21 protein-coding genes are annotated in these 22,752 nt (G+C 43.1%); 15 read left to right on the top strand and 6 right to left on the bottom strand.

Annotation, left to right across the window (positions count from 1 at the left end; genetic code table 11):
• Window positions 1–230: 230 nt before the first annotated feature.
• Window positions 231–1,271 (bottom strand): NAD(P)/FAD-dependent oxidoreductase, encoded by a 1,041-nt coding sequence (locus tag CVD27_RS04950; protein ID WP_101646774.1) that lies wholly within the window; start codon window positions 1,269–1,271, stop codon window positions 231–233.
• A gap of 233 nt (window positions 1,272–1,504) precedes the next feature.
• Between CVD27_RS04950 and CVD27_RS04945 the strand changes: the two genes are divergently transcribed.
• The 7 genes from CVD27_RS04945 (at window position 1,505) to CVD27_RS29040 (ending at window position 9,959) form a co-directional block, all read left to right on the top strand.
• On the top strand, window positions 1,505–2,350 hold the full coding sequence (locus CVD27_RS04945) for an ABC transporter ATP-binding protein (RefSeq protein ID WP_101646773.1): 846 nt from the start codon (window positions 1,505–1,507) through the stop codon (window positions 2,348–2,350).
• Entirely contained in the window at window positions 2,301–3,221 is a 921-nt protein-coding gene (locus tag CVD27_RS04940) for an iron-hydroxamate ABC transporter substrate-binding protein (protein ID WP_101646772.1), read from the top strand. The genes CVD27_RS04945 and CVD27_RS04940 overlap by 50 nt, the downstream gene beginning before the upstream one ends.
• A gap of 58 nt (window positions 3,222–3,279) precedes the next feature.
• Window positions 3,280–4,287, top strand: coding sequence for a FecCD family ABC transporter permease (locus tag CVD27_RS04935; RefSeq protein WP_101646771.1), 1,008 nt, complete (start codon window positions 3,280–3,282; stop codon window positions 4,285–4,287).
• Window positions 4,284–5,291: a FecCD family ABC transporter permease gene (locus CVD27_RS04930; RefSeq protein WP_101646770.1), complete on the top strand. Its 1,008-nt coding sequence runs from the start codon at window positions 4,284–4,286 to the stop codon at window positions 5,289–5,291. The genes CVD27_RS04935 and CVD27_RS04930 overlap by 4 nt, the downstream gene beginning before the upstream one ends.
• 388 nt (window positions 5,292–5,679) lie before the next feature.
• Window positions 5,680–8,625 (top strand): DEAD/DEAH box helicase, encoded by a 2,946-nt coding sequence (locus tag CVD27_RS04925; protein ID WP_101646769.1) that lies wholly within the window; start codon window positions 5,680–5,682, stop codon window positions 8,623–8,625.
• 240 nt (window positions 8,626–8,865) lie between these two features.
• The gene (locus CVD27_RS27925; protein ID WP_180960152.1) at window positions 8,866–9,276 is read left to right on the top strand and encodes a CBO0543 family protein; all 411 of its coding nucleotides are present in this window, start codon (window positions 8,866–8,868) and stop codon (window positions 9,274–9,276) included.
• A gap of 164 nt (window positions 9,277–9,440) precedes the next feature.
• A complete protein-coding gene (locus CVD27_RS29040; RefSeq protein ID WP_101646767.1) occupies window positions 9,441–9,959 on the top strand; it encodes a CBO0543 family protein in 519 nt (172 codons plus the stop codon).
• Between the two features lie 5 nt (window positions 9,960–9,964).
• Here CVD27_RS29040 and CVD27_RS04910 read toward each other — a convergent pair whose 3' ends face one another.
• Window positions 9,965–10,627 (bottom strand): AraC family transcriptional regulator, encoded by a 663-nt coding sequence (locus CVD27_RS04910; RefSeq protein WP_101646766.1) that lies wholly within the window; start codon window positions 10,625–10,627, stop codon window positions 9,965–9,967.
• A 385-nt stretch (window positions 10,628–11,012) separates the two neighbouring features.
• Here CVD27_RS04910 and CVD27_RS04905 point away from each other — a divergent pair, with 385 nt between their 5' ends.
• The 6 genes from CVD27_RS04905 to CVD27_RS04880 all read left to right on the top strand — a co-directional run bounded on the left by CVD27_RS04905 (window position 11,013) and on the right by CVD27_RS04880 (window position 16,849).
• Window positions 11,013–11,876 carry a dimethylarginine dimethylaminohydrolase family protein gene (locus CVD27_RS04905; RefSeq protein ID WP_101646765.1) on the top strand — a complete coding sequence of 288 codons (864 nt, stop codon included), beginning with the start codon at window positions 11,013–11,015 and terminating at the stop codon, window positions 11,874–11,876.
• 205 nt (window positions 11,877–12,081) lie between these two features.
• Window positions 12,082–13,566: an aldehyde dehydrogenase family protein gene (locus CVD27_RS04900; protein ID WP_101646764.1), complete on the top strand. Its 1,485-nt coding sequence runs from the start codon at window positions 12,082–12,084 to the stop codon at window positions 13,564–13,566.
• Between the two features lie 147 nt (window positions 13,567–13,713).
• Complete coding sequence (gsiB, locus tag CVD27_RS04895; RefSeq protein WP_101646763.1) at window positions 13,714–14,112, top strand: glucose starvation-inducible protein GsiB; 399 nt, start codon at window positions 13,714–13,716, stop codon at window positions 14,110–14,112.
• Window positions 14,113–14,289: 177 nt separating this feature from the next.
• Window positions 14,290–15,384, top strand: a complete 1,095-nt coding sequence (locus tag CVD27_RS04890; protein ID WP_101646762.1) for a hypothetical protein — start codon at window positions 14,290–14,292, stop codon at window positions 15,382–15,384.
• On the top strand, window positions 15,384–16,076 hold the full coding sequence (locus CVD27_RS04885; protein ID WP_101646761.1) for a hypothetical protein: 693 nt from the start codon (window positions 15,384–15,386) through the stop codon (window positions 16,074–16,076). The genes CVD27_RS04890 and CVD27_RS04885 overlap by 1 nt, the downstream gene beginning before the upstream one ends.
• Window positions 16,077–16,333: 257 nt before the next feature.
• A complete protein-coding gene (locus tag CVD27_RS04880) occupies window positions 16,334–16,849 on the top strand; it encodes a type 1 glutamine amidotransferase domain-containing protein (protein WP_101646760.1) in 516 nt (171 codons plus the stop codon).
• 210 nt (window positions 16,850–17,059) lie between these two features.
• Here the strand turns inward: CVD27_RS04880 and CVD27_RS04875 are convergent, their stop codons facing one another.
• Both CVD27_RS04875 and CVD27_RS04870 read right to left on the bottom strand, forming a co-directional pair.
• Entirely contained in the window at window positions 17,060–17,605 is a 546-nt protein-coding gene (locus tag CVD27_RS04875) for a DoxX family protein (RefSeq protein ID WP_101646759.1), read from the bottom strand.
• Between the two features lie 155 nt (window positions 17,606–17,760).
• On the bottom strand, window positions 17,761–18,642 hold the full coding sequence (locus tag CVD27_RS04870; protein WP_101646758.1) for a PhzF family phenazine biosynthesis isomerase: 882 nt from the start codon (window positions 18,640–18,642) through the stop codon (window positions 17,761–17,763).
• Between the two features lie 232 nt (window positions 18,643–18,874).
• On the opposite strand from CVD27_RS04870, the gene CVD27_RS04865 reads away from it, so the two are divergent.
• Entirely contained in the window at window positions 18,875–19,798 is a 924-nt protein-coding gene (locus CVD27_RS04865) for a sensor domain-containing diguanylate cyclase (protein ID WP_180960151.1), read from the top strand.
• Between the two features lie 19 nt (window positions 19,799–19,817).
• Here the strand turns inward: CVD27_RS04865 and CVD27_RS04860 are convergent, their stop codons facing one another.
• Together CVD27_RS04860 and CVD27_RS04855 are read right to left on the bottom strand one after the other, a co-directional pair.
• Window positions 19,818–20,636, bottom strand: a complete 819-nt coding sequence (locus CVD27_RS04860; RefSeq protein ID WP_101646756.1) for a class I SAM-dependent methyltransferase — start codon at window positions 20,634–20,636, stop codon at window positions 19,818–19,820.
• The gene (locus CVD27_RS04855) at window positions 20,637–21,068 is read right to left on the bottom strand and encodes a MarR family winged helix-turn-helix transcriptional regulator (RefSeq protein WP_101646755.1); all 432 of its coding nucleotides are present in this window, start codon (window positions 21,066–21,068) and stop codon (window positions 20,637–20,639) included. It abuts the gene before it with no gap.
• A 512-nt stretch (window positions 21,069–21,580) separates the two neighbouring features.
• Here CVD27_RS04855 and CVD27_RS04850 point away from each other — a divergent pair.
• Complete coding sequence (locus tag CVD27_RS04850; RefSeq protein ID WP_101646754.1) at window positions 21,581–22,585, top strand: peptidoglycan recognition protein family protein; 1,005 nt, start codon at window positions 21,581–21,583, stop codon at window positions 22,583–22,585.
• Window positions 22,586–22,752: the final 167 nt, after the last annotated feature.

The following is a 22,752-nucleotide window of genomic DNA, read 5'->3' as shown; positions in this document are numbered from 1 at the left end:
CCTTTCTGATGGCCTCCTTGGGCTTAATTAATTTTTTTTGTGACCTTACACCCTTTCTGATGGCCTCCTTGGGCTTAATTAATTTTTTTTGTGACCTTACACCGTAACTAATGGCTTTCTTGGGCACTTTCAATTAGCCCCTCCCTACTAAAACGGGAAACTATTTTTTCGGCATTTTCCTATGTCACGACTGTCTTTTTCAATTGTACAAACACATGAACTCCTCCATTCTATTTAATTAATTGCCTCACCAATTCCTTATTCCGCTGCTTAAACACTTCATTATGCGAAGAAACCATCGCGCTTTTTTGCGCATCCGGCTGGATCCATTGTTTGGCTTTATTTACCGCATTGGCCGCATCTTGAAAAGCACCAGAAATTAATTGGACTTTTCCATCGTGCATCAGGATATCTCCCGCTGCATACAGTCCCTCGACCGAAGACTCGCTCGCCGCATTACCCGCAATATAATATTGATCGACTAAGGCAATATCCAAACTGCTATTCTTCAGCAGCGCTGCATCCTGTTCATAGCCGTGGTTAATGATCACTTCATCAATAGGCAGGTAGGATACCTCCCCTGTTTCAAAGTTCGTTAGCTCTACTTTTTCAATAACATCCTGCTCGGGGCTTGCCATCAGTTTCGTAATCGATGTATGCGGCAAACAAACCGCCGAACTGCTTAATAACTGGGTGGCCTGGGCCTCGTGGCCTTTTAAAGAATCCTTTCGATACGTGACATATACCTTTTTTGCAATCGACTCTAACTCATTGGCCCAATCAATCGCGCTATTTCCGCCGCCTGAAATAATCACCGTTTTATCCTTGAAATGCTTAAGTGATTTGACCGTATAGTTTAAATTGGACACTTCAAATCTCTCGGCTCCTTGAATTTCGAGTTTTTGAGGTTTCAGAATGCCGCTGCCGATCGCCACAATGACCGTTTTCGAAAAATGTTTCTGGCCTGAGGCAGCCTGTAAGACAAACACCCCTTCTTCATTGCGACTAATCGACTCCACCTTTTCATTTAACACGACGTCAGGATTAAACGTTAATCCTTGAGCCACCAGCTGTTCCATTAGTTTTGCTCCCGGAATTGGGGTCTGTCCCCCTACATCCCAAATCATTTTTTCAGGATAAATATGTAACTTCCCGCCTAACTGCGGCTGAAATTCGATTAGCTTCGTTTTCATTTCTCTTAATCCGCTATAAAAAGCAGAGTAAAGCCCTGCTGGTCCTCCACCGATGATTGTCACATCAAATAATTCCATTAGGCGCCCCTCCAATTGATAAACATTATCAGTTAATCGTATTGTAATTGAAAACGATTATCAATATCAAACATTTTTTATTTTTTTCACAAAATTTTAATAAATGATCTTGTTTATTCACACTTCTCCAAAAAAGTTATTGACAGCCTATTGTCATTCAACATATAGTTAATATCGAAAATGATAATCATTATCAATTGAACGGATCAATCTTATGTTAAGGAGGTTTACAAATGGTCCGATTATATACAAATGATTTAACAATTGGCTATGGCGAACAGCTCATTGTGAAAAATCTCAGTGTGACTATACCTGATCGAAAAGTGACGGCAATCATTGGCTCGAATGGCTGTGGAAAATCGACGCTATTAAAAGCGATTACCCGGATTATTTCGCAGCAATCTGGTGCTGTCGTATTAGATGGGAAAGACATTTCAAAGGAAAACACAAAGCTACTGGCAACCAAAATGGCGATTCTTCCGCAATCCCCTGAAAGTGCCGGCGGACTAACGGTTGGTGAACTTGTCTCTTATGGCCGCTTCCCCTATCAAAAAGGCTTCGGGCGTCTCACGAAAAGAGATATGGAAGTGATTGACTGGGCCTTGGAAGTAACAGGAACGAGCGACTTCAAGTTCCGCCCTATCGATGCCTTATCAGGCGGACAGCGGCAGCGCGTCTGGATAGCCATGGCGCTTGCGCAAGAAACAGACATTATCTTTCTCGATGAGCCCACTACTTATTTAGATATGGCCCATCAGCTCGAGGTGCTGGAGCTTTTACAGAAGCTGAACATAGAACAGGGACGTACAATTGTTATGGTCCTTCATGATTTAAATCACGCGGCCCGATTCGCGGACTTTATGATTGCCATGAAAAACGGCCACATCGTGAAGGCCGGAGATTGTGAAGAAGTGATGACCCGAGACGTGCTCCAAGAGGTTTTTCAAATCGACGCTGAAATTGGCAGAGATCCTCGAACCAATAAACCTATGTGCCTTACCTATCATTTAATTAAAGGAGACGATTCAAATGAAAAAGCTATTATTCCCGATTATTCTGCTCTTAGTGTTAATTATTAGTGCCTGCAGCCATTCTTCATCTGAAAAAACAGCAAGTACAGCTTCTAAAAAAGAAGCCAAAACCTTTACATATCAATCAGAAACGGGTCCTGTCGAAGTACCGACGCACCCGAAACGGGTGGTTTTGCTCTCCGGCTTCACCGGTAATGTCCTCTCTTTAGGAGTAAATGTGGTCGGAGTCGATGTTTGGTCTAAAAATAGCCCTACTTTTAAAAATGAGTTAAAAGATGTGGCCGAAGTGTCTGATGAGAATTTAGAGAAGATTATTGAATTAAATCCAGATTTAATTATTGGGTTATCCAATATTAAAAACCTCGATAAGTTAAAGGAAATTGCCCCTACTGTCACTTATACATGGGGAAAATTGGATTATCTCTCCCAGCATGTTGAAATTGGTAAACTATTAAACAAGGAAAAAGAAGCTCAAGCTTGGGTCGATGACTTCAAAAAGCGTGCTGACGAAGCTGGAACAGAGATTCGTGCGAAAATCGGTGAAAATGCGACCGTATCTGTCATGGAAGCATATAACAAAGATCTTTATGTATTCGGCAATAACTGGGCGCGTGGAACGGAAATCTTGTATCAGGCGATGAACTTGAAGATGCCTGAAAAGGTGAAGGAAATGGCGTTGAAGTCTGGTTATTATGCGATTTCTTCAGAGGTCCTTCCTGAGTATGCCGGTGACTATGTGATTCTAAGCAAATATTCAGATGCTGATACGTCCTTCCAGCAAACGGAGTCCTATAAGAATATTCCTGCTGTTAAGAACCATCATGTCTATGAAATGGAAGGGAATGGCGCTTCCTTCAGTGACCCGGTTACCCTGGATAAACAGCTCGAATTTTTCAAGAAATCATTTTTAGAAAAATAAGATGGCGTCGAGGGATTCTTGTATAGAATTCCTCTTCCCTATTCTAGGAGATAGACAGATGATAGAAAATCGACACTCCCTCCCCTTTATCTATAAACTAACGGTCAGTCTGCTTGTTTTGATCGGAATGTTTATCATTGCTTGTCTTTTTGGTGCCGCTGAGACCACGCTCAAGGATGTGTGGCTGGCACTTACGACCAATGCAAAAAATGAAACGACGCTGATGCTTCGTGAAATCCGCTTTCCACGAGAAGTCGCCGCGATCTTTGTTGGTGCTGGTTTGTCTGTCGCCGGGGCGATTATGCAGGGACTGACGCGAAATCCCCTCGCAGACCCAGGTATTCTTGGACTGACAGCTGGTGCCAACGCAGCGCTGGCAATCACGATTGCCTTTTTCCCTTCTGCTAATTACCTGTTTATCACGCTCGCTTGTTTTATTGGTGCGGCGGCCGGGACGATTATGGTTTTCGGAATTGGCACAATCACAAAAGGCGGTTTTTCTCCGCTCCGGATTGTCTTAGCGGGGGCGGCGATTTCTGGCTTCCTTTATGCGGTTGCTGAGGGGATCGGGATTTATTTTAAACTATCAAAAAATGTTTCGCTGTGGACTTCCGGAGGATTGGTTGGGACTTCTTGGAAACAGTTATCTGTCGTGGTGCCGGTTATTATCATCGGCATCCTGATTTCCCTCCTGCTTGCGCGGCATCTTACCATCCTTAGTCTAAATGAAGAGGTCGCCGTTGGCTTAGGGCAAAAAACCTCCCAAATCAAGGCCATCCTGTTTATCGTGATTATTCTGCTTGCCGGTGCATCGGTGGCGCTGGTCGGGAATATGGCGTTTATCGGTTTAATGATTCCGCACGTTGTCCGGGCCATGGTCGGGACGGATTACCGGTTGATCCTGCCGATGAGCGCCATTTCTGGAGCGATCTTTATGCTGTTCGCCGACACAGTTGGCCGGACGATCCATTCACCCTATGAAACACCCGTGGCCGCGATTGTGGCGGTACTAGGGCTGCCTTTCTTCTTGATTATTGTACGTAAAGGAGGCAGTATCTTCTCATGATTCATCCTGCATTAGTAAGAAAACAACGCTTGAGCTTTGTTATTTTGGTTATACTGATTTTACTTACTACGATCATCGCTATGGGGTGGGGCTATTCCTCTGTTTCTTATGACCGGATCCTCCCCACTCTGCTTGGTCATGGAACGTTTAAAGAGGAATTTGTGCTTCTTTCGATTCGGCTGCCTCGAATTGTGATCACCCTCTTGGCCGGGATGGCACTCGCCTTATCTGGCTCTATTTTACAAGGAATTACCCGAAATGATTTAGCCGATCCTGGGGTGATGGGCATTAACTCTGGCGCTGGTGTTGGGGTGGCGGTTTTCTTTCTTTTTTTCCCAATTGAAGCTGGCTCGTTTGTCTATGTCCTGCCACTTGTTGCCTTTGTTAGTGCGCTGCTAACGGCTGGGTTGATCTATCTATTTTCCTATAAGCGGACTACGGGGCTGCAGCCTGTACGATTGGTGCTCGTCGGGATTGGTTTTGCTATGGCGCTGTCCGGTGCGATGATTGTCCTGATTTCCTCAGCTGAGCGGGAAAAAGTTGATTTTATCGCGAAATGGCTGGCGGGGAATATTTGGGGAACGGATTGGCCGTTTATCTGGGCGATTCTTCCCTGGTTAGTGATTCTGATCCCGTTTACGTTATTCAAAGCCAACCGGTTGAATTTGCTTGGATTTAGTGAACCGGTTGCGATTGGGGTTGGGCTGTCGCTTGAAAGGGAACGAGTGGTACTGCTTTTAACCGCCGTTGCTTTAGCCGCTTCTGCTGTTTCGGTGACGGGAGGAATCTCCTTTATTGGATTAATGGCTCCGCATATTGCCAAGGCGTTAGTCGGACCGAGGAATCAATTATTTATCCCGATTGCCCTTCTTATTGGGGGCTGGCTCTTATTAGTTGCCGATACCTTGGGGCGGAATCTTGTGGAACCAAATGGAATTCCGGCGGGGATTATGGTGGCATTGATCGGGGCTCCTTATTTTTTATACCTTTTAATGAGAAGATGAGCCATTTTAAGTGTAACCCTCTTGGAAAGTTCTAAAGACTTGGCAAGAGGGTTTTATTTATACCTAATTGCATAGATTAGAGCAGATATTTAGTGTATTAGCTTACCTTCTTTAAGATATTATCAACCACTTTAGACCATTTATCGACCACTCCTCTAAACAAGAATTTAATGAAAAATCAACACATCATCCTCCCCCACTCCTCTAACCACAAATTTTTGGTTATAATATAGAAATATGGATTTTTCTAAGACAGCTGCATTACAAAAGGTGTCAGGCACCATCCGTGGACAGTGTCCATACCAGGTGTACAACGCCCATGATATATACATAACTTTAATAACCCGGGCTAAGGCCTTGTGGTTTGGTTTAAAGGGGTACGTTATTTATGCTTAAAACCAGGTTTATCAAATTACTGACAACTAAATTGGAGGATGGCCGTTTTCTGTTGACGGCTCAGGATGAGCGTGGGAAATATATGAACCCGTTCAGATGGAAAAACCTCGTTTTTAGCAGCCATGAAGAGAGCTTTTTTGGCACACTTCTCGAGACAGAAACAGTGAACGATGTAGAAGGTGTCGTCGTCAGCGGCTGGCAGCTCGTCTCTTTGTTTGCCAAGGAATCCTTCAATCGTTTTATTGACTGGGATTGGAACGAGCAGTCTGAGATCTGCCTTGCTTCTGCACTCGCCCTTTATGAAGGGATTTTAGAGAAGGATTGGCTGCCAGACTTTTCAGTCTGGGAGCATGGCGATTTCCGTTGGAAACTGCCGGAGCGGGTCAAGGACGAATTCGACTCCTCCTTTTGGGAACAGACTATCGTGGATGAATCTCAAACCTCAACTAGCGGTGAGGATGAACTTGACACGACCAAAGAATACATTTCGGAGTTATTTAATGGGGCCCTTGATGCCTATCTCACACGGAATTCAGCCATGAAGGATTTGTTTGGCCCCAAGCTAGATCTATTGAGAAAGCAAGAAATATCCGGTGTCGATCTAGCTCGTTACTTTGATGAAGAAAGCTGGCTTCAGTGGGTCGGAATTAAGGAAAATGACACCCCTTTTACCATTGGTCTTCGACTCGAGGAACCAATGGATGGTGAGGGTCCTTGGAGTCTGGATGTCTTTTTGCGCGGAAAAAATAATGTAGATGATATTTATGACGTCGAGGGCGTACGGAAGATTCCCGCGAAGTGGCGCCCGTACCTAGAAAAGGTCGACGAGGAGCGGAGCCGCTGGGCCCGGTTAATTCCTTGGCTTGAAGAGGATGGCTTTTTTAAGACTCATCTTACCGAGGAAGAAGCCTGGATGTTCTTAACCGATGCTAGTGAAACCTTGGTTGCGCTGAACGTTGAAATCCTCCTTCCTTCTTGGTGGCAGGCCATGAAGAATGCCAACTTGAAGGTGAAGGCATCCCTGAAGGGATCCTCCAGTCACCGTCCGTCCTTCGTTGGACTACAGGCAATGCTTGATTTCAACTGGCGCTTCTCGATGAACGGGGTGGATTTGTCTGAAGAAGAGTTTGGCCAGCTTGTCGAGGAAAAACGCCGGCTTGTGTTTATCCGCGGCCGCTGGGTAAAGCTCGACCCTCAGTTTATTCGTCAAATTCAGGATTTAATGAAACGGGCTGAAAAAGAGGGCTTACATGTCCGTGACCTATTGGAGCAGGAGCTCGTTGATTCAACAGCGACCGAAGAAGAATTGGAGAATCCTAAGGCCTTTGCAAAGATCCAGATCGAATTGAATCGTCAGTGGAAACAGATGGTCAAGATGCTTTCAGAAGTGCACGAAATTCCTCTGGAATCTGTTCCCGAAGGCTTGAATGGTGAACTCCGTCCTTACCAGCAGCTCGGCATGAGCTGGCTCTGGTTCCTGCGTCAATTTGGATTTGGCGCCGTCCTTGCCGACGACATGGGCCTCGGCAAAACCGTCCAGCTCATCTCCTACCTACTAAAGGTAAAAAACGAGGATACCTTAGAAATGGTGCCTGACACCGTTAGCACTACCAAACGCAAAAAAACGTCAGGTGCGGATGCGGCGGATTCTGCTCCAAAGGAGAAGGTTCCTACGAAGGCGTCGCTAATTATTTGTCCGACTTCTGTACTTGGAAACTGGCAGAAGGAGCTGGAACGGTTTGCTCCGGAGATGAAGGTGTATCTGCACTATGGTTCGAACCGTCTGAAGGAAGATGGCTTTAAGGAACGCGTTCAAGAGGCTGATGTGGTGCTGACTTCCTATGGATTGAGCCACCTGGATACAGAAGAATTCGATTCTATGCTTTGGAGTTCGATTGCCATTGATGAGGCGCAAAACATCAAGAATGCTCAAACCAAGCAATCGAAGGCAGTAAGGCGACTGCGCGGCCGTCACCATATTGCACTAACGGGAACCCCCATGGAAAACCGCCTATCAGAGCTGTGGTCTATCTTTGATTTCACCAATCATGGATATCTCGGCAGCTTAGGGCAGTTCCAGAAGAAGTTCGTCATTCCCATTGAAAAGGATGAAAAGAAGGAAAAAGTTCAGCAGCTTCAGTCTTTAATTCGTCCTTTCTTACTGCGCAGGACGAAAAAGGATGAAGAGGTCGCTCTCAACCTGCCGGATAAACTTGAGCAGAAGGAATACTGTCCGCTTACAGCAGAGCAGGCCTCCTTATATGAGCAGCTGATCCACGATACCTTTGCAGAGATTGAAAAGTTATCTGGTTTTGAGCGTAAGGGATTAATTCTCCAGATGTTGAGCCGCTTAAAACAGCTATGCAACCACCCTGCTCTCTATCTAAAAGAGAAGTCAGTTGGACGCGAGCTGCTCGATCGCTCAAATAAGATGGAGAAGCTGGTAGAGCTGGTGGATGCAGTCTTAGACCAAGGCGAGAGCTGTCTGATTTTCACCCAATATATTGAAATGGGTGAAATGATCCGCAGTGCCATAAAGAAACAGTTTGGTGTCGAGGTCCCATTCTTGAACGGAAGTATCCCGAAGACGCAGCGTGACAACATGATTGAACGGTTCCAAAATCAGGAGTTCCCTGTGTTCCTATTGTCGTTAAAGGCAGGCGGTACGGGGTTGAACCTCACGGCAGCCAATCACGTGATTCACTATGACCGCTGGTGGAATCCGGCAGTTGAAAACCAGGCAACCGACCGTGCTTACCGGATTGGGCAATCACGGTTTGTGCACGTGCATAAGCTGATTTGTACAGGGACACTTGAAGAAAAGATCGATGCTATGCTTGAGAAGAAACAATTCCTCAACGACCAAATCATCACCAGCGAAAACTGGCTCACCGAGCTCTCTACCGATGAACTAAAGGATTTAGTCTATTTAGGGTAAAGCCAGCCGGCGAGGGCAAGATTAGTACAGTGATGAAATAAGAAACGGTGACAGGCACCATTTGCAGCATCATGTTAAAAAGGGAAGATTCTATCCATTTTAGAATCTTCCCTTTTTATGACTAAAAATATAATTTAAACAAAATATATAGAATAACGTCTAGAAATATGGAAAGAGAAAGGAGAGGTAAAGATACTTTTCCTAATTGCGTCCCTCATAATATTTTACTTAATCGTCATCTTGATCCCCAAACGTATTTCCTGGCTGCAAATTTGGTCAACTGCCTTATTTTCAATTGTAGCTGAGAATATGTCCAATTTGGCATTAGATTTGAAATTAAACCTGTTCGGCTACATCGCACCAGGTAATCAATGGTCTGGATTTCTCCCAATTTTCTTATATCCGCCCGTAAATGCCATTTTTTTAAATTACTATCCTTTCGAGAAGTCTAAATTTCATCAGTTGCTTTACATTCTTGGTTGGACGGCATTTTGCCTTATGTATGAAGTAGCTGCGTTACGTTCAGGATTCTTTTACTATACGAAATGGAAACTGTGGTATTCAGCATTGTGCTACCCATTTTTGCTTTTAATGGTGCTAGGAAATTACAAATTAACTGAACGGCTCCACCGTCAGGCGGGCAAAATCTAAGCAGTACTGCCCCACCAACACAACCTTAATTTTCTGCTAGCCTTTTACCAGTAGAACATGAAATTACTTATAAATAAGTTAGAGAGTATTAATATGAAACTTTAAATAATTAAAATACCTTTCATGCGTAATACCTAATTTTAAAAACTTAGTTGGTGGTTATTATGTTTCTTATCTTATTTGGCATCATTTCGATTATATGTGCGTGGAGGTGGGGGGATTGGAGAAATTGGCGCCTTTATCTCCCCACCATCCAATATTTCATTATGGGTGACATGCTTTATAACTTATTCACTTGGAATTATTCCTTATGGTCATACCCAAACCCGCCCAATTTATTACCAAATCATTTACTCAATAACCTTTTCATCATGTTCACGATTTACCCGAGCACCATGCTAATTTTTTTATATCGCTTTCCTAAACAAAAACTGGTGAAGCTATTACTCTATATCTTCATTTGGATACTATTATGGTTAGGTTTTGAATTGGTTATGGTTTTAAATGGATTATGTGTTTATCATCACGGCTGGACATACGGGTGGTCGGTTGCTTTTGCATGCATAATGGTTCCAATGTTGATCCTGCATCACAAACGTCCTTTGTGGGCGTATATTTTGTCTGTGCCTATAACCGTGTTTCTGCTTTTATGGTTCGATGTTCCTGTGTTGAGTAATAAATAAAATAACTACTGGTTTTTTGGGCGGTTTTTTATTATTTCAAGATATTGTGTATCTCCTAACCCATAATCTCGGAATTCATTGATTAACGCCCATACAAGTTCCTTTTCCGGAACATCCCGGTTTTTTTCAATATACTGCATAAGATCACTGTCTTTATGAAGGTAATTCAAATAAAGCTCCACTCCCCTCTTTAAAGAGGCTGGCTGGATATCTGCAGGAAATGTTTTATCAATGAGAACTTGTTTGTAAATTGAATTATAACCATCCGCTTTTATAATAAAATGACTTAAAGGTTCAAACCGTTCACCGACGATATGTATTTCCACCTTCTCTTTATATTCCATACGGTCTAGCCAAGCAAGAATGGTTAAGAGGTTGATCTGACAAAACATATCCGCATCAAACCACAATTTTATCTGCGTAAATTCTTTTTGAAAAAGAGGACGCAGCGGCTTTAGCGTGTGATCCGTATACTGTTCTGCCGTTACGTGATGAACCTTCGCCCGTCTTTCGATAAATTCTTGCGAAAACAGATCCTTACTGGTGCTTCCATAGCACATCGCCTCATTAAAAGGGGCCATTATCTCCCCTTTAAGAAAATTCGTCTCTTGGTAAAAATCAAACATGGCTTGTCCATTAAGAATATGTAAGGTCTTATTATGAATCATTGTTTTACACCTCTTTCGGAGTGTTTTGTCACATACTATTATCGATTGGCATAGTGGCAGATGGCGAATACCATCCTTTATCTAGCGCCGAGGCACTTTACTCTCGGATATGTCACATTTTCTCTCGCATAACACACGATTTCTCTCGCATAACCCGCTTTCACTCTCGGATACACCTTTTTTACTAGCGCCACCCTCATTTACTCTCGCATAACACACGATTTCTCTCGCATAACCCGCTTTTACTCTCGGATATACCTTTTTTACTAGCGCCACCCTCATTTACCCTCAAAATATTGCCGATTCAGCACCCCAATTAATTCGTTTACTCTACACCTTTACAGGGAATATTATAAAATAATTTCGACTGCCCGAGGAGGACAACATGCAAAATCATACTCCAACCATCAAAAGCGCTTGTTTTAGTGAATATGACACCCTAAGAAAAGTGGTTTTATGCCCAGCGGACTTTATGACCATCCGCGAACCGATTAACGAGACTCAAAAGCAATTTTTAAAAGAAAACATTGATACCGAGCTAGCAAAAAAACAACATCAGCAGCTCGTGAAAACCTTAGAAGAAAACGATGTGGAAGTCCTATTGGTTTCTCCATCCAAGGCATTTCCAGAGCAAGTCTTCACTCGTGACATTGGCTTCACGCTGGGAAATCAGGTGTTCGTAGCGCATATGGCACATGATGTCCGTAAAGGTGAGGAACAGCCGCTAATTGATCTGCTCGAAAAAGAAAAAATTACTTATACCAACCTGTTAGAAGACAAAATTGAAGGCGGCGACGTCTTAATTGACCGTCACACCATCTATATTGGTATTAGTAACCGGACCAATGAATCCGCCATCGACCATTTACAAAGCTTACTGCCCACGTTTGAAGTCATTACCATTCCATTTACGGATACATACCTGCATTTAGACTGCGTCTTCAATATCCTCTCTGAACATGAGGCCTTAATTTTTCCGGGAGAAATTGATGAAGAAAAACTAAAGTTACTTGCTTCCCGATACGATTTAATTAAAGTTTCAAAAGAAGAACAAGCCACCTTAGGGACCAATGTCCTCTCGATCGGTAACAAACGAGTGCTAAGTTTGCCTATTAATAAAGAGGTAAACAAGCAGCTACGGGATCGTGGCTATAAAGTGATGGAGGTCGATATTACAGAAATTATTAAATCCGGCGGTGCGTTTCGTTGCTGCACGATGCCGATTTTGCGAGAAGCTCCACAGGTATAACTTATATCAAAAAACCTTCCTAAAATATCCAGGAAGGTTTTTTGTTATGTTTTGTTAAGTTTTGTTAATTTTCGTTAGGGTTCGTCATTCCTTGTCAGAATATTTGTATAATATTTTATTGAATCTACTATAATCGCAGTGTTAACCTTTTTTATGTGAGCTATCATGAGTAAATACATAGAAACTACTTTTATGGAGGGATCGTATGAATCAACTAACAGCAGTTCTAAAAGAAAAGGTAGAAAAGTTTTTAAGCGGAAAGAAGAAACTTTTTATTAATGGGGAATTTGTGGAAAGCAAATCTCAGAAAACCTTCGATTCCTATAATCCTGCGACTGGAGAAGTACTAGCCTGTGTTTATGAGGCAGGCCCAGAAGATATTGATTTAGCTGTAAAAGCCGCTCGTAAAGCCTTTGATGAGGGCCCATGGTCCAAAATGAGCGCGGCTAATCGCAGCCGTCTTATGTACAAGCTTGCTGATTTAATGGAAGAAAACGCTGAGGAACTAGCACAGCTCGAGACGCTCGACAATGGTAAGCCCATCCGTGAAACCACTAATGCCGATATCCCTTTGGCGATTGAACATATGCGCTATTATGCAGGCTGGTCTACAAAAATCGTTGGACAAACGATTCCTGTTAGCGGCCCCTACTTTAACTTTACCCGTCATGAAGCGGTTGGAGTGGTCGGACAAATTATCCCTTGGAACTTCCCTCTTCTCATGGCGATGTGGAAGCTTGGTGCGGCTCTTGCCACTGGATGTACCGTGGTTCTCAAACCAGCTGAACAAACGCCATTATCTGCTCTATATTTAGCAGAATTAATTCAAGAAGCCGGTTTCCCTGCAGGTGTGGTTAACATCGTGCCTGGTTTCGGCGAAACAGCCGGTCAGCCGCTTGTCGATCATCCTTTAGTGGATAAAATTGCTTTTACCGGCTCGACTGAAGTTGGTAAGCTAATTATGGCCAATGCCTCTAAAACATTAAAACGAGTGACCCTTGAGCTTGGCGGTAAGTCGCCAAACATCATCCTTCCAGATGCGGATTTAACCAAAGCGATTCCTGGTGCCCTTAATGGAGTTATGTTTAACCAAGGACAGGTTTGCTGTGCTGGATCCCGCGTGTTTATTCAGAAAAAGCAGTTTGATAATGTCGTAGCCGATATGGCCTCCCATGCTGAAAAAATCAAGCAAGGCGCTGGAATTCATGCCGATACAGAGATTGGACCGCTTGTTTCCGCTGAGCAGCAAAACCGGGTACTTGGATATATTGAAAAAGGACTTAACGAAGGCGCCCAGCTAGTTGCAGGCGGCATCAAGCCTCTGGAGCAAGGCTACTTCGTCTCCCCTACGATCTTTGCCGATGTTCGTGATGAAATGACGATTGCCAAGGAGGAAATCTTTGGACCGGTTATTTCTGCTATGCCTTATGATGATATTGACGAATTAATCAATCGTGCAAATAACAGCGAATACGGTTTGGCTGCTGGTGTGTGGACACGCGATGTGGCAAAAGCTCACTATATTGCCGGCAAGCTCCGCGCCGGAACCGTTTGGGTCAACTGCTACAATGCCTTTGATGCCGCTTCCCCATTTGGCGGATATAAGCAATCTGGTATCGGACGTGAAATGGGCTCCTATGCACTGGATAACTATACAGAAGTGAAGAGTGTCTGGATTTCCATGCAGTAACGTAAAATCAAAAGGGCTGATTCTGTTTACTCAGAATCGGCCTTTTTTTAATCATCCTAGAAAAATGTTTTAGAATCATGGAGCCCGGGTAGATAAAGAGTGTAAGTCGCAATAGCAATTCCAAATTTTATTAGGAGGGATTTTATTATGGCAAACAGAAAAGACGAAGACAAAGGTAAAATGACATTGGAAGAAGCAGGCCGTAAAGGCGGAGAGACAACTGCTCGCAATCACGACAAGGAATTCTACCAAGAAATCGGGCGTAAAGGCGGAGAAGCTACTGCTGAGAGCCATGACAAGGAATTCTATCAGGAAATCGGACGCAAAGGCGGAGAAGCTACTGCGGAGAGCCACGATAAGGATTTCTACCGGGAAATCGGGCGTAAAGGCGGAGAAGCCACTTCGGAGAACCACGATAAAGAATTCTATCAGGAAATCGGCCGTAAAGGCGGAGAAGCCACTTCGGAGAATCATGATAAAGAATTCTATCAAGATATCGGTGAAAAAGGCGGAAACGCACGCGCAAAACAACGAAATGATGACTAAAGCTAGTTAACATAGGGAGAAGATCTTCTTCTCCCTTTTTACATACTCCCCTTCCAAAACTCCCCTATTGACATTTCTCGATATTTTCAGATAAAAATCCATTCGTTTCTCCATAAAAATGGTAAAATAATTAGTAAATTGATAGATAGATAGAAATGCAGGAGTTGGACTTTTAAAATGAATCCTACCTTGATTGATTTCCATAAAAAAAGGTACGAGTGGGCTTTTAAGGCGATACAGGAATTCATCCATCTATTTGATGAATATCCGACAGAATCGGACTACACCAAGGGTCTGACCGATCTTTTTCATCAGGTGCGGTACGACCTTGAAAGCCCAGACAAGCATACCTTTAACAGCTTCACGACATTTTTAAAAGAAAGTGAAGAGGAAAGTAAAAAAGAGCTAGAAAACTATGAAAAACAATTAGAGCAGTACAAGATTTTATTTGCCAAACAAGCATCTATCATCGAACATGAAAAAGAAGAAGCTCTATTACAAGCGGACCGGTTTGAAAATGACATCCTTCACTATGACCAATTCCTAAAAGGGGTGGAGTTTAAAAAAACGGATTCTGATCACATTTGGGAGTTGGTGGATGATCTCATTGAGTATACTCCCTATAACAGAAAAGCAAGTGTCATCAATGAGGGAGCCGCCAGGTTACAGCTAAGTGTTGAAAGAGAATTAGAGATCGCGATTCGGAAAATCAAACAAGAGGCTGGTACTCTAAAAATAGAGCCAGGTCATTCTTTAGAACCGCCTGACCTCTCTCCTATTCCACAGATCGAGCAGAAAATTGATGCCTTCTGGTTTAAAGCCACCTATGAAAAAGCCCTTACCAATATGAAGAGCCGGGCACATGATTGGCTGACAGAGGTGTATGAAAGCTATAACCAGCTGCTGACATCCTTCTTAGATGGAATTAAAGAGCAAAAAGAGCAGGTCATCAAACAGGCAGAGGCTTCCAATCATGCGTACATACAAAAAATAAACAGCCTAGAAAATGAATTTCTCACTTATCAAAAGGAAGAGGCGGAGCTTAAAGCCCACTATCTAAAGGTAAGTCAATTGTGGAACCAATTTGGTGAACACGCATCCCAATTACAGGGCTATTTGATCCAGTATTGGCTGGAGTATAAAGAAGAGTTAATGCAGCATTTCCTTTATGGTCATAGAGAGGAACGCTTTCTTGCGGCACAGTATTTACAGCTGTTACGGCAAGACGGCAAGGATATGATTGAATCTTTAAACGGTGGAGGCGACGAATAGTGGCAACAACAAATCTCCCTACAAAAAGTGAATACGAAAAAGCGGTTAATGAATTAAAGAAGCTGAACGAAGACATTTTTTACGGTGATTTTAAAGAAAAAATAAACCTATTGGAAAGCAGTCACAAGGAGCTCTTGGATAAAGCGGTATCGGGCATTGATACGGTTTCAAACGAAATTGCCTCCTTTACGCACGAGCTCTCCCTTTCCAACGAGAGCAATCGTAAATTTTTGAAGCAAAATGAGGCGTTTGTCACTTTAACCAGTGAAGAGATCGCGAAAACTGAAAAAAGAATAGCGGCACAAGTGTCGGCTCTTCAGCAACTGGAGAACCGATTAGAGCTGCTGCAACAGTCCTACAAAGAAATGTTTTATAAACATTCTGAGTCTATTAATTCCATTCTAGTCGTACGGGAAGAAGCACTCATCAATAAAGTGGTCTATCAGCTCGAGTGCGCCACCCAAAAACAATTCGACCAGCTGGAACAACATAAGTTAGAACTTGAAGAATTGCAGGGAAAAGTCGAGTCGATGAGCAGACATAATCATGATGTCCTCCACTCCCTCTCTACCCAGATGGCTACTAAAGGGGATTTGGCGAAGACGGAGAAAAGAAGCACCCTTAAAATGAATCTTCTTTTAGGCGTCGTTGTGGTAGAAGCGGTGTTAATAGGGCTGCAATTTTTCATGTAAGAAATACGGGGCTTTCCGCCAAGTGGCGGGGCCCCTTTTTGTTAATATGATGGAATTTTTGTTCATATCCGCTTATTTTTTGTTAATATATTCGAATTTTTGTTCATATCCCTTCGATTTTTGTTAATATCGGCGGAATTTTGTTAATATCTCAAAACACACGTCCTCCACAAGGCAAGAAAGCCTTCTAAACGCGTTTCATCCACCATCATAATGGGTACTTTTAATATGGAGTCTTAGAAAAGGAGTTGATTGCTATGAGCAAAAAAATTGCTGTGTTAGTAACAGATCATTTCGAGGATTCCGAATATAGCGAGCCGGTGCAGGCCTTTAAGGAAAAGGGCCACGAGATTACCGCTATCGAAATGAAGAAAGGCAAAACGGTGAAAGGCAAACAGGGAAATAGTGAAGTGGTCATCGACCAAAGCATTGATGACGTCTCTCCAGAGGACTTTGATGCCCTGTTTATTCCCGGCGGATTTTCACCGGATATTCTCCGGGCAGACGAGCGTTTCGTCCAATTTGCCAAAAGCTTTATGGATGCTAAAAAACCTGTCTTAGCCATTTGCCACGGACCTCAGCTGCTGATTACAGCCGAAACACTCGAAGGCCGTGATGTGACGGGTTATAAATCCATTCATGTGGATTTAAAAAATGCCGGCGGTAACTTGCATGACAAAGAAGTTGTTGTCTGCCACAATCAACTGGTCACCAGCAGACAGCCGGATGACATCCCGGCCTTTGTCCAAGAATCTTTACGAATTTTAGGATAGGAACAAAAGCGCAAGCGCCTTGATCAGCCCCGACAAGCATAAGGCGAGCCGGCCGAAAGGTTGCTTTTTAACCTTTTGGACGGATTGGCTGTAGACCATCGAGGGGCTAGGCGCTGGAGCTGGACGTTTCTAAACCTGTAAAAGGTTATCCACAAGTAGTTAATCTATAATTTCCTAAACAAAAAAAGGCAGAAGGCCCCCCCTTCTGCCTTAATTATTTATTTTGAACGTCTGTTGGTGATCTAACTCGATCATGGTCATTTGATTTTTATCTTTCGGTATGGCTTGACGAATAAATGGAATCACCCAGTGGTCAAGACCAAATTTTCCAGCGTTAAAGCCGGCAAAAAGGATGAGACCTCCTAACAGGATATCCATTGGGTTCGATGAAATGGCTCCGGCAAATAAATAGGAAAAGTTCATCAATAGACCAAAAAACATGGCCGCCGTGGTCAAGCAGCCTAAGATTAAACCTAAACCAACTACAAACTCCCCAACGGGAATCATAGTATTAAAAACATGAACATTCGGTAAGGCCACCTGTTTTAAGAAATCGACATACCAGCCAAAGACGACGGCTCCGTCCGGTCCTTTCACCGGATTTGCGATCGCTCCTTTTAAGAATCCGGAAGCGTCGAACCCTCCGCCCGCTAACTTATGCCAGCCTGCCACAAGCCAGCTGAATCCTAGATATAAACGAATAACGGTTAATATTCCAGCAGCAATTTTATTGTGTCTCCACCAATTGACTACCATTTTGCAGCCTCCCTTAGAAAAAACTAGTTTTGGTACGGTTTAACCATAACAAAATAGTTTTTGCCTGCGGGAAGTTTCTTTGTAATGTAACAAGCTCTTAAACACTACTTAAAATAATTCACATAATTGCAATGAAATCGAGGATTCTACCCTGCCTACAATATCACCTCAAACTCCTTAACATACACAGCATTCCCCGTAATCTCAATCTCATAGCTATCCCCTGTCTTGACGACATGGACTTGCACCAGGCCATCTTTCCCCATCTCCTGCCCTTGTTCCACTACTAGATTCAGTGACTCCTCCACATCCGGCTTTATGTATTTGGCATAATAGGCCCCCATGACTCCTGAGGCGGTTCCTGTTACAGGATCTTCTGTCGTTCCGGAATTCGGTGAAGAGAAATGACGGCCGTGCATATCTGCCTCCGAATGATAGGTTTCCAAACAGATTGGATGGATCGAGGCCTGCGGTATTTCTTTTAAAATCGTTGGGAAACTCTCATTATTAGGTTTCATTTTTTCAAAGGATGCTAGTTTCTTAATGGGGATTACTAGCGTCCAATTCCCCGTACTTCCATAGAGAACCGGCAGTTCCTCATCGATTTCCTCTTTCGTTAACCCGATCGCATGGGCTAACTCTTCCTTTGACCCGTGAAATGCTTGAAACTGTGGGGCAGCCTGTTTCATTGTAATATGTGTTTGATTATCGATTTTGACGGGTAAAATGCCCGCTTTGGTTTCGATTGTCAAATCGGTCTTGTCCCCTAAAAACCCCTTTGTTTTTAAGGCGTAGACCATCGCCATCGTACCGTGTCCGCATAAATTCATTTCATGACCGGGTGTAAAAAAGCGGAGTCTCAGATCGGCGATGTCTGATTGAACGGGAAACGCCGTCTCATTAAACCCTACTTTGAAGGCAACCTCCTGCATTTCTTCTTCCGTCAGCTCCTCTCCATTCAGCACCACACCAGCTGGATTCCCTTTATTCGGTTCCTTGCTAAACGCATCATAATGATACACTTTCACTGACTTCATTTTTAAAACCCCTTTATCAATAAATTGGCATGATAGATCAGCCCACATAAACTATAATATTGAAAATAAATACTTATTTGGATTATTTAGTAAATAAATTATAACATATGTGATTGCTTATATTAAAAGAGTTCCAACAAATTTCTCCCCACTAAACTAAGAAACTATTTTACAAAACATGGATGTTTTCCATACAATAGATTCAAATGAATTTTCCATGAAGGTGAACTCCGTGACTAAAAATGTAGACCTACTATCTGCCCATGTGGAGGATGGATATCAGCAGCTGATTGAATTTTTCCCAGAAGCCATCATTATACATATTGAAGGAATCATCGTTTATAGCAATGTGGCTGCACAAAAAGTTTTAGGCGCTGATTCAAGCGGCCAATTGGTTGGAAAGCCCGTACTTGAGATTGTTCATCCAGATGAACATGAAAAGGTGCTGGCCGCCATTATGGGCGCACTGCAAAACCCCTATGATGCCGGAATCGGACAAAGCGGTCCGGAGAACAGATATATTGAAGAACGTTTAGTAAGGCTTGACGGTGGAATTGTTGAAGTGGAAGCGACTGGCATATCGATTATCTATGAAGGCAAGCCGGCTATTTTAACCATTGGAAAAGAAATCACCCATACCAAGCGATACGAAAGCCTATTGAACGACCTGGCTTATATCGATTCTTTAACAGGATTATATAATCGCCGCTGGTATATGGATGTTTTTCGGAAAAAGTTAAGCTCCAAAGAATATGAAACGATGGCGATCCTTTTTATCGATCTCGATGGCTTTAAGAAAGTCAATGACACCTACGGACATTTAGTTGGTGACTTGTTCTTGAAAGAAGTCGCTGAAAAAATGAAGCAGATTGTGGGAACGAAGGGTGAAGTGGCCAGATTTGCGGGAGATGAATTCATCGTTCTCCTTCACTCCTATGGAAACAGGGAGGAAATCGAACAAATTATCCATGAACTTATTGATCAGGTGGGGAATAACCAGCAGAATGATATGACTGTCACAGCCAGTGTTGGCGTATCCCTCTATCCGGAAGACGGCGAGAATGCCGAGACCTTATTAATGCAGGCAGATAAGGCCATGTATGTGGCAAAATGGAAAGGGAAAAATCAATTCTTTTTTTATCATACAGAAAGCTAAACCCTAACAGCTGTTAGGGTTATTTTTTCAAAAATTGCACATGAACAAACTTCAGCATCTTAATTAAATCGACCAGCCGGACCATCAGCCGTGTTCCGCTTTCCCACTTCTTACTTACCGGGATCCCTTTGAAATACGGCTCCCACGAGATTACCTTGAGTTTTTCCGACCAGTCTTCTAGGACTTTCGGGTTGTTGATATAGAAATACATTTTGGCTCCCCTATTCCCTGTTTTTTCAACGGTCCGATTGGAGATGTTTACCGCGAACTTGGATTCTGCATCAAAGAACAGCTCTCCACCTGGAAAGCGCTGGGCCATTTCCTGAACCATTTCCTTAAGCTGGCTTTCCTGAAAATAGTAAAAGACTCCGGCCGAGATAAACAGGATGCCATCCGCTTCCTGAAAAACGACATCGCCAAACCAAGAAACGTCGAAAAATGATTTGGCGATGCTGGTATTCCGCGGTGAGTCAGCAATCAAGGTTTTACGGAAGTCGATGGCATCGGGTAAATCCAGGTTGTACCAGTTGATTGTCCCGTTATCTACCCTCGAAAAAGTCGTATCCAGCCCAGCTCCGATGTTGACAATGGTGGCATGAGGATGTTTTTTGATAAACGCCCGGATCGTGTCATCGATTTTTCGTGCCCGGACGATGTAGCTGATTCCGCCGTATTCCCCGAAGGTCTTGGCTATCTCGGTAAAATCCATTCCACAGCCCGCAATGATCTCGATGGCTTCCTTGTCGTACAAGATGTCCGGATTTTTCTCGCTCGCGGTGGCGCGTCCCCAAAGCGGGATGAGCATGGTGGCTTGGACGGATTGTAAATTGATAGACATTTATCGTTCCTCCATTTGTCTCAGCAAGATATTCACTTTATGCAGTGCGTATTGCAGATCAAGCTGCTCTTCTGTATCTAATTTGGCTAAATCAGCAACGAAGTTCTGATAGATTATTGCCCATTTTTCTTGTTGTGAGGCTGTTCCATTCTCTGTTAACTCAATAACAAATGACCTTTTATCCTCTTTATTTTGGCTTTTTGTAATATATCCCTGCTCCATGAGGCGCTTTACCAAGTCTGTCATTTGCTGTTTGGGGACATTCAGACCCTCACTTATTTGTTTGATTGTCAAGGGATGTTGGTACATGAATAAGTATTCCAGGATTTGATTTTGTAAGTGTGTTAAGTTGCTTGCTTTTTGATTTATGCGCTGGAAACTTTTAAACAAGTTAGGGATTAACTCGAGATATTCTTTACTTATTTGCTGCATTGGCACTTCCTCCTATATAGTAAATAATTATATACTAAATTTAACAATGTTTAACCAATAATTAAAAATTAGTAATTATTTATTTACTATATGGTGGGTTTTGTTTGAAATTTTTTATATTTAAAGATTTGTTCATAGTTTGTTCATCTATAGGGGGTATGATAGGAACATGAAATTGATTTACCTCTTTTTCATAAATGACCCCCTTTTAATTATATATTTTTTTATCCAGCTCCTAACCGGCTGGATCTTTTTTTTGTATATAATTAGAAAAGGCTCTTTTCGTAAACATTGTTGCTTTTGGACCTTGTAAAGGACCATTTACTAAGATTCAGGGCAATTTTCGCAAATGTTCTTACGAAAAGATGCCACGATGCATAAAGTTAAACGGGTCGATGAACTGTTACGAAAAACAACAATTTATGCGAAAATAGCCTTAGAAAAGGTAATCATGCACCAACCCTTGAGATTCGCATAGCTTAAAATATGTTTATAAAAGGAGTGGAAAACGAATGGCATTTGAGATTCTTACTGTTGACCAAGTTATTCAAAGGTTAAAAGGCCGCAAGTACAGATATACTCAAGTTCATCACACTTGGGAACCCAGTCATAATGATTTCAATGGCAAGAACCATCTCCAATTACAACAAGCAATGAGAAATTACCATGTGAACACGCGCGGTTGGGATGATATCGGACAACATGTCACGCTTATGCCTGATGGGTTATTTGTCACCGGAAGGCCGTTTAATGAAACACCAGCCGGGATCGTCGGCTACAACGAAGGCGCCTTTATGACCGAGATGTTAGGAAACTTTGACATCGGCCATGATGTGTTAGAAGGCGCACAGCTTAATTCCATGTTAAAGCTGCAACATTTTCTTGTTACTTCCTGCGGGGCGCAAATCATGTTCCATCGCGAGCATGCTAGTAAGACTTGCCCGGGGACCTCGATAGACAGAGACAAGTTTGTTAGTCAGGCTATCAATTATGGCAACATTCACCCTACCCTTGTTGCTGCCGCTCATACAGAACAGCCCTCTGCTGTCCCATTATCAACATCCTCTAAATCAAAACCAACATCCACATCCGGCCCGAATTTGTTACAGCTAGGCGATACAGGCCCAGATGTTAAAAAACTGCAGCAGTATCTTCTAAAAGCTGGTGAAAAGCTGCCGAAATACGGAGTCGACGGTGATTTCGGAAAAGAAACGGAGGCTGCCGTAAGATCCTTTCAATCACGCCATGGACTTGCTGTGGACGGTATTGTCGGACCTAAGACGAAAGCCAAGCTTGAAGCAGTGGTAAACGCTGCCGATCGTCCTTATCCTGGCCACCTGATTAAACGGGGCTCCAAGGATGCAGCGAATATTAAATTGATCCAAAAAAGAGTTGGGGTAGCTCCCGATGGGATTTTCGGCCCTAAAACGGAGGCTGCCGTCAAAGCTTATCAAAGAAGCTATGGTCTGGCAGCGGATGGGATTGTTGGCCCAAAAACCTGGGCAGTCATGTTTTAATCCTTTCTGACGCCACGGGATGGGGGTCTCACTTCATTACTATAAATAGACCTGCTGGCAGCAGGTCTCTACATACATAATTTCATTTTGGCGTTGGCGGGAAGTTAGATCTTTTAACAGCGGACAAGTCTCTCCCAATCTCGATGGGTATTTGGACAATCATTGTT

Source organism: Neobacillus cucumis, from assembly GCF_002860255.1.
Lineage (GTDB): Bacteria > Bacillota > Bacilli > Bacillales > Cytobacillaceae > Neobacillus > Neobacillus cucumis_A.
The sequence above is the reverse complement of the archived record's forward strand: the minus strand, read 5'-3'. Positions and strand labels throughout refer to the sequence as shown.

What these genes read in the sequence shown, in the direction of transcription:
- CVD27_RS04950 (WP_101646774.1), bottom strand. Translation starts at nt 1,271, where the DNA reads ATGGAATTATTTGATGTGACAATCATCGGTGGAGGACCAGCAGGGCTT.
- CVD27_RS04945 (WP_101646773.1), top strand. Translation starts at nt 1,505, where the DNA reads ATGGTCCGATTATATACAAATGATTTAACAATTGGCTATGGCGAACAG.
- CVD27_RS04940 (WP_101646772.1), top strand. Translation starts at nt 2,301, where the DNA reads ATGAAAAAGCTATTATTCCCGATTATTCTGCTCTTAGTGTTAATTATT.
- CVD27_RS04935 (WP_101646771.1), top strand. Translation starts at nt 3,280, where the DNA reads ATGATAGAAAATCGACACTCCCTCCCCTTTATCTATAAACTAACGGTC.
- CVD27_RS04930 (WP_101646770.1), top strand. Translation starts at nt 4,284, where the DNA reads ATGATTCATCCTGCATTAGTAAGAAAACAACGCTTGAGCTTTGTTATT.
- CVD27_RS04925 (WP_101646769.1), top strand. Translation starts at nt 5,680, where the DNA reads ATGCTTAAAACCAGGTTTATCAAATTACTGACAACTAAATTGGAGGAT.
- CVD27_RS29040 (WP_101646767.1), top strand. Translation starts at nt 9,441, where the DNA reads ATGTTTCTTATCTTATTTGGCATCATTTCGATTATATGTGCGTGGAGG.
- CVD27_RS04910 (WP_101646766.1), bottom strand. Translation starts at nt 10,627, where the DNA reads ATGATTCATAATAAGACCTTACATATTCTTAATGGACAAGCCATGTTT.
- CVD27_RS04905 (WP_101646765.1), top strand. Translation starts at nt 11,013, where the DNA reads ATGCAAAATCATACTCCAACCATCAAAAGCGCTTGTTTTAGTGAATAT.
- CVD27_RS04900 (WP_101646764.1), top strand. Translation starts at nt 12,082, where the DNA reads ATGAATCAACTAACAGCAGTTCTAAAAGAAAAGGTAGAAAAGTTTTTA.
- gsiB (WP_101646763.1), top strand. Translation starts at nt 13,714, where the DNA reads ATGGCAAACAGAAAAGACGAAGACAAAGGTAAAATGACATTGGAAGAA.
- CVD27_RS04890 (WP_101646762.1), top strand. Translation starts at nt 14,290, where the DNA reads ATGAATCCTACCTTGATTGATTTCCATAAAAAAAGGTACGAGTGGGCT.
- CVD27_RS04880 (WP_101646760.1), top strand. Translation starts at nt 16,334, where the DNA reads ATGAGCAAAAAAATTGCTGTGTTAGTAACAGATCATTTCGAGGATTCC.
- CVD27_RS04875 (WP_101646759.1), bottom strand. Translation starts at nt 17,605, where the DNA reads ATGGTAGTCAATTGGTGGAGACACAATAAAATTGCTGCTGGAATATTA.
- CVD27_RS04870 (WP_101646758.1), bottom strand. Translation starts at nt 18,642, where the DNA reads ATGAAGTCAGTGAAAGTGTATCATTATGATGCGTTTAGCAAGGAACCG.
- CVD27_RS04860 (WP_101646756.1), bottom strand. Translation starts at nt 20,636, where the DNA reads ATGTCTATCAATTTACAATCCGTCCAAGCCACCATGCTCATCCCGCTT.
- CVD27_RS04855 (WP_101646755.1), bottom strand. Translation starts at nt 21,068, where the DNA reads ATGCAGCAAATAAGTAAAGAATATCTCGAGTTAATCCCTAACTTGTTT.
- CVD27_RS04850 (WP_101646754.1), top strand. Translation starts at nt 21,581, where the DNA reads ATGGCATTTGAGATTCTTACTGTTGACCAAGTTATTCAAAGGTTAAAA.